Source organism: Anaerophaga thermohalophila DSM 12881, assembly GCF_000191885.1.
GTDB lineage: Bacteria > Bacteroidota > Bacteroidia > Bacteroidales > Marinilabiliaceae > Anaerophaga > Anaerophaga thermohalophila.
The window spans coordinates 1-6,125 of record NZ_AEWI01000099.1; the positions used below are offsets into that span (position 1 = coordinate 1).

Genomic DNA, 6,125 nt, shown 5'->3' on the forward strand with positions numbered 1-6,125 from the left:
CAACACAGATAAACGATGAATAAAAGTATAAGCTGTCAGCGCCACTACAAAGATACATTTTGAAAGCAATTCACAACTATAAATGTTGCGGTCATACATTTTTACACGCTGTCAGCGCCACTACAAAGATACATTTTGAAAGCAATTCACAACTTTTAGAATTGTTAAACCTGGAAGAACAATGGGGCAAAAAGTACCCAATTGTAATACGCTCGTGGAATGAGAACTGGAAAGAACTTTCCAATTATTTCAAATATGATGAGCCCATTAGAAAGTTGATTTACACAACCAATGCGGTTGAGGGCTTTCATCGGCAAGTAAGGAAAGTGACCAAAACAAAAGGGGCTTTCACCAGCGATATGGCTTTGTTGAAATTGATCTATTTGACTACCGAAAATATTGACAAAAAATGGACTCGCCCTCTTCAGAATTGGGCCTTAACATTACAGCAATTATGTATACAGTTTGAAGGTCGAATAAATATAAAAGTATAACATCCAAAACCCTAAAAGCAAAGATAGGTCGTCTTCAGAACCTGTCAAGGGTATATAAACGGCTTCGTATCCTCAATCGCCCTTGACAGAACCTGAAGACTACCCAAACAAGCTTTTAAGAATTGGATGAAAGAAAAAATATGAGTTATTTTGATTTACTGAAAATGCAACCGGACAGAGTTAAATTTACATTCCCCTTTCTCTGATTTTATCACATTATTAACTGTTTCTGTTATGATTTAGATTTAGCAAAATAAATATATTCTTAAAATAAGAAAGATAATCCGTTTTTATTGTTTTTTTTTAGTCTTTGTGGGTTGGATAATGTTTCAATTTCCTGTTTGAAAAATTTTTTAGACTGATCAAACATGAACTGTCTAAAAATATTAATATCCTCCTTTTCCCGAGTCTCTTCCAATGCTTTAAAATATGCTTTTTTATCCTTTGACAAAACCGTTGTTATAGGATGGTTTTGATAATGTTGCACATAATTCATCAGCAACCTGGCCAAACGTCCGTTCCCATCTGCAAAGGGATGAATCGATACCATTTGAAAATGAGCATCAAAGGCCAATTTACTATTTTCAACAAAATCTCTCTTTTCTGGTTTATCTATAGTTTGATTGATGTAATCAACCAATTTTTCAACCAAAGAGGGAACCTTTTTGTGATTTGCAAAAGAACGGTTACCAGCATGCACACTTCCTTTTCTAAATTCACCTTTCGAAGCATCAAAGGAACCTTCTATCATATTGTATTTGTTACCTGTATTTTTCAAAATTAATGAAGACATTTTCTGTATCTTTCTTTAATTTCGGCTACCGCCGCTATTGTCACATCCCTGTAGTATTTTATGAAATTGTAGGAACTCAGGTTGTTGCGTGTAGCCGAAATCCATACTTTGTCCGGTATTCTTATTTTCCTATTTCCCGATTCAGTTTACCGGATATCAATCCTTCTTTATCCAGCTCAACCTCACTAAAACCGATTTTTTTCAATTGATCTGAAATAACAGGCATCATTTCAGCCAATCTGGAAACTTCATTCGGTGGAACTTCTATACTTGTTTTTCCGGAACGGTATCTGGCTCTTACTTCTTTAAATCCATGGCGGTTAATAATATCTTCTGCCTCTTCAACCATTTTCAATTTTTTTCTGGTAATACCTTCTCCATAAGGAAACCGGCTGCTCAGGCAGGGACTTGCCGGCTTGTCCCATACTTTCAGATTAAAATAACAGGCCATTTCCCGTATGTCTTCTTTTTTAAAATTGCAATCAGCCAAAGGACTGAGAACTTTATATTCATCAGCTGCTTTTAATCCCGGGCGATAATCCGCCAAATCGCTTTTGTTACTGCCATTGACCATAGTGTAGTTGCTGTATTTTGTTCTGCGGAGGTGATTCATTGCGGTATAGAGTGAATTTTTACACCAGAAACAGCGGTCTTCGGGATTGCTGTTATATCTCGGATCATCAATCTCTCCGGGCGAAACGGTACTGTACTTTATATTGTTTTGCTGACAAAAATCCCGTGCCTGATAATAGTCGCTGCGCTTCAATGCAGGTGAATCGCCTATGATGGCAACAACATTATCGTATCCAAGAAAATGTCTTGCCAAAAAGGCAACCAGACAGGAGTCAACTCCTCCCGAAAGAGCAACCAATATTCGAGGATGCCTGCTAAACCACTGTTTAACCGCTTCATATTTCTGATTATTTATTGACGTTGTTGCTTCCATTTTTTCCCACCATTTTTGTAGTGCAAATTAATAAAAAAATGGTTCATTGCAATTCTCACTTCCGTGGATAGTAATATCGAATACAACTTTTTACCAGTTCTTGTAGGTTAGAAAAAGCAATCGACAGTCAGAAGTGATAAATTTTGACCCCGGTCTAAAAAGCATCTTTGTTGCCAAAGTCGTTGTTGTTTTAAATTTTTGCATCCTCATTAACAACAAGCTAACTCCGGTACAAAAATCTAAAACGCCTGGATTTTGACAAAAATATGCTTTTTATAATGGACTCAATTTTGTTGAAAATTTACAGTTTATTTGGCTTGATAAACAAATATCGAACTTCATGTACCAAATACTTGAAATATAACTATTTAAGATTGTTGTCAGTAGAAAGTTCAATAGATATGATGTTCATCCGTATAAAATTAGTCTAAGTTATTGGAATGATACAACTTATCATACTTTAATTGATGTTAGATTCTTCGCTCCGCTCAGAATGACAGACTGTCTAATGTCATTCTGAGGAGGTAACGACGAAGAATCTGTTACCTGTTTTTGGTTTCTTTGATGATTAGAGGTTAATTATACATGTTCTTTTGTGACAAATTTTGTCATGCTCGTTTCATTTTCGGATAGAATTCTAAAAAAGCCAAAGCATGTTTGAGTGCAGTATAAAAAGCCTTCAAACTGCTGATTTTTACCATTTTCACCCCTGACCCCTAAAGGGGAATTGCTAAAAATCAGCAGTTTGAAAAAGTCCCCTTTAGGGGATTTAGGGGTCAAAAGACTTTTTAGACTGCACGCATGTTTGCAATGAGTCGCTAAATTTTGCGTAGACTCATTTTTGCTGAATCTGGAATGCCTGGCAAAATTTCCTTTAGGAGAGGCGATTAATTGATTGATTATCAATATATTTTTAGGAATTATTATAAAAAGGAAAAGGGCTGCCAGCAATGCCGACAACCCTCTAACCTTAACCCTAACCCGATACAAATATACGTCAATTTTTTATTTCGGCAATAGAATTCCGAATTTTTTTTGAAATTTTTTTCCTGAATTGATCAACTTTCTGATAATGATGGTGATTATTTTATAGGATTATTGATTGTTTCCGTTCTTGTAATAATGTGATTTAATCGAGAGATATTTATATCACTATTGTCCGGGTAAAAAATATATTGGATTTGCGTCTTTTTGTATTGGGACGGGGGACGGAACGTAGGAACGTAAACTCATCGAGATAATATTGAAGCCTGTCGGGCCGCGCGTAATTCTGATGAGTTCCTGATAACCATCGTTTCAACAAAGATGATTGTATGCGCGTTTGGAAACATTTTTCATAAGCGTTATCGTAAAAATATCCTCTTATTACACAGAAAATTCCCCATAAAGAAAGAAGTGGTTGCTTAACTTTGGAATTAATTTTTTGCAATATAGAATCCGAACCATGTTTTCTTTAAAGAAATTCAGAACCATTTTTCTCTTTTCCCCACTTGTGCTCGTCTTTTTCATAACGGCTTGTAGTGACGATGAAAATAAAGATAATGTTGAAAAGATTCAGACAATACTAGTTAGCGTTGATTCCGATGTAGTTTATCAGACCGTCAGCGGCTTTGGAGGTGCCAATATGATTTGGGGAACAGATTACCTGACCCAGGATGAAATGGACCTGGCTTTTGGAATCGGGGAAGACCGGCTGGGGCTTTCCCTTTTTAGGGTACGATTATCTTCCAATAAGAATGATTGGGCTGGTTTGGTCAACTCAATAAAAATGGCCAATGAACGAAATGCAAAAGTGTTGGCAAGCCCATGGTCGCCCCCTGCCGAATGGAAAAGCAATAACAGCATTAACGGGGGAGGATACCTGTTGGAAGAGCACTATGCCGATTTTGTCGATTATATCAATGAATTTATTCAATTCATGAGCGACCACGGAGCAATCGTTGATGTGGTATCCATTCAGAATGAACCCGATTGGGCGGTTTCCTATGAAGGATGTGAATACACGGTAGATCAAATGTTCAATTTTGTGAAAAACCATGCCGGGAATATTGAAGGAGCTGAAGTTCTGGCTGCTGAATCACTAAACACCAATCATGCCTATACCGATGATATTTTGAACGATGCCACAGCTGTAAATAACATTGACATTGTTGGGGGACATCTCTATGGAGGCGGCCTGACTGCTTATCCTCTTGTCTATGAAAAAAGCAAAGAACTCTGGATGACCGAGCATCTGATGAATCTTGACAGCGGCAATCATCCTGAAAACTGGACTGAAGATACCGACGAGGAAGTCATCTGGGATGAAACATTGGATATGTTGGAAGAGATACATGCCACAATGACATTCGATTGGAACGCCTATATATGGTGGTACATTCGCAGGTATTACAGTTTTTTAGGTGATGGTGAAAAAGGAACAGATCGCGGCACCATACTAAAGAGAGGTTACGCATTTTCGCAATATTCCAGATTTGTTCGTCCCGGTTATCAACGGGTTGATGTCAGCTCGGATGGTGGGACTGTTTTAAAAATTACAGCCTATAAGGGAGAGGGCAATATTGTTATTGTTGCCATTAATTCATCCGAATATTCCTCTAAAATCATAGAGATATCTGTGCCTGCAGAGGTTTCGTCGGCCAGTGCCTTTACTACTTCTGTCAATCACAATTGTCAAAAGTTTGATGATATTTTGACTGACGATAAAATTATTGTGGAATTGCCCGGGGAAAGTATAACAACGGTTGTATTAAAATAGCGAAAAGTTTAAATTTGACTATTTAAAGAACAAAGAGTGCAGTATAAAAAGCCTTCAAACTGCTGATTTTTACCATTTTCACCCCTGACCCCTAAAGGGGAATTGCTAAAAATCAGCAGTTTGAAAAAGTCCCCTTTAGGGGATTTAGGGCCAAAAGGCTTTTTAGACTGCACTCAATGATATTTTTTAGGCCCCCCGCGCTCACCTGAAATCAGGTACGGTTTTACAATATTTTTGGCATGTACGGCTAAGAATGCGCTACGGATTTTGGAAATTTTTTCACTCATTGAATTGGAGAAAGGATATGCCAATAAATCAATCTTCTTTTCAGATTTACCCCACATATAATTGCTTCCAACGGCACTGTATATTTTAAGCATTTCATCTTTGTAATCAGGCAAGTCACAAAACATTATTCCCTCCGGATGATTTAAGAACAAGAAATAAACTGTTTTTTGAAGTGGGGTTAGTTTAATACTTGTATTGTAGTCAGGTAAGGATATATTGAAAGCAGGATCAATATGAAGGGGACTAATCATTAAAGGCTGTTCTTTTAATGCCTCTTTACTTAGCGTTTCTATAAAAAGGTTGAATTGCATCGGCTTTTTCAAAAGAGTTGAGTTTTTTAATTACCTTTCTACTTAGATTGTATATCTCTTTCTCAAGCTCGATTTCTTTTATTTTGGTGGCATTTTTAGCGGCATCTGTTTTTTTGACTTTTTTAAACCGGATTCCATCATCAATTGGCAATGAACTGTTGTAGGCTTCTTTAACTTGCTGCAAAAGAGAAGAAAGGCTTTCCTTTTCTGAAATAGGAATAGTTCGGAAAGTGTTGTCGTATTCTAAGAAACAGATACAGGGTAATTTACTTTGATTAACGCCCAGGCTTTTGGCAATTGTTATTACGGAATACGAATAGTCCAGGTTTAGCAATTCATTTTTTATGCTGTCAGGGTTTGTTTTGGGGTAGTGATAGCGAACATATTTCTCCAGATAAGATTTCTTTAAAGAATGAAGAATGTCAGAGACCAGAAGGACTTTATGCTGGGAGGTCGGTAATATATTGACGACGGCCTTATGATTATTTTTAACCCAACTTGTCATCTTGCTATCATAAAATTCTGTATTTCAGTC

General features: G+C 36.9%; 5 protein-coding genes and 3 pseudogenes. 2 read left to right on the forward strand and 6 right to left on the reverse strand.

Annotated elements, in window-relative coordinates:
* Positions 1-158: 158 nt before the first annotated feature.
* A pseudogene (locus tag ATH1_RS0115700) lies at positions 159-494 on the forward strand (transposase); the annotation flags it as partial.
* 265 nt (positions 495-759) lie between these two features.
* On the opposite strand, the gene ATH1_RS19750 reads toward ATH1_RS0115700, so the two are convergent.
* From ATH1_RS19750 to ATH1_RS22650, 3 genes and pseudogenes are all read right to left on the reverse strand, one after another.
* Complete coding sequence (locus tag ATH1_RS19750) at positions 760-1,287, reverse strand: Fic family protein (RefSeq protein WP_010423934.1); 528 nt, start codon at positions 1,285-1,287, stop codon at positions 760-762.
* Between the two features lie 121 nt (positions 1,288-1,408).
* Entirely contained in the window at positions 1,409-2,233 is an 825-nt protein-coding gene (gene larE, locus ATH1_RS0115710) for an ATP-dependent sacrificial sulfur transferase LarE (protein WP_010423937.1), read from the reverse strand.
* A gap of 579 nt (positions 2,234-2,812) precedes the next feature.
* A pseudogene (locus ATH1_RS22650) lies at positions 2,813-3,031 on the reverse strand (hypothetical protein); the annotation flags it as partial.
* 646 nt (positions 3,032-3,677) lie between these two features.
* On the opposite strand from ATH1_RS22650, the gene ATH1_RS0115720 reads away from it, so the two are divergent.
* On the forward strand, positions 3,678-4,991 hold the full coding sequence (locus ATH1_RS0115720) for a glycoside hydrolase (protein ID WP_010423944.1): 1,314 nt from the start codon (positions 3,678-3,680) through the stop codon (positions 4,989-4,991).
* 8 nt (positions 4,992-4,999) lie between these two features.
* Here the strand turns inward: ATH1_RS0115720 and ATH1_RS22655 are convergent.
* From ATH1_RS22655 to ATH1_RS0115730, 3 genes and pseudogenes are all read right to left on the reverse strand, one after another.
* Positions 5,000-5,196: pseudogene (locus ATH1_RS22655) on the reverse strand (hypothetical protein).
* Positions 5,165-5,602 (reverse strand): hypothetical protein, encoded by a 438-nt coding sequence (locus tag ATH1_RS20190; protein ID WP_139035479.1) that lies wholly within the window; start codon positions 5,600-5,602, stop codon positions 5,165-5,167. The pseudogene ATH1_RS22655 and the gene ATH1_RS20190 overlap by 32 nt, the downstream one beginning before the upstream one ends.
* Complete coding sequence (locus ATH1_RS0115730; RefSeq protein WP_162096803.1) at positions 5,556-5,924, reverse strand: hypothetical protein; 369 nt, start codon at positions 5,922-5,924, stop codon at positions 5,556-5,558. The genes ATH1_RS20190 and ATH1_RS0115730 overlap by 47 nt, the downstream gene beginning before the upstream one ends.
* Positions 5,925-6,125 lie beyond the last annotated feature (201 nt).

Coding starts and splice junctions, on each gene's coding strand:
- ATH1_RS19750 (WP_010423934.1), bottom strand. CDS start 1,287: ATGTCTTCATTAATTTTGAAAAATACAGGTAACAAATACAATATGATA.
- larE (WP_010423937.1), bottom strand. CDS start 2,233: ATGGAAGCAACAACGTCAATAAATAATCAGAAATATGAAGCGGTTAAA.
- ATH1_RS0115720 (WP_010423944.1), top strand. CDS start 3,678: ATGTTTTCTTTAAAGAAATTCAGAACCATTTTTCTCTTTTCCCCACTT.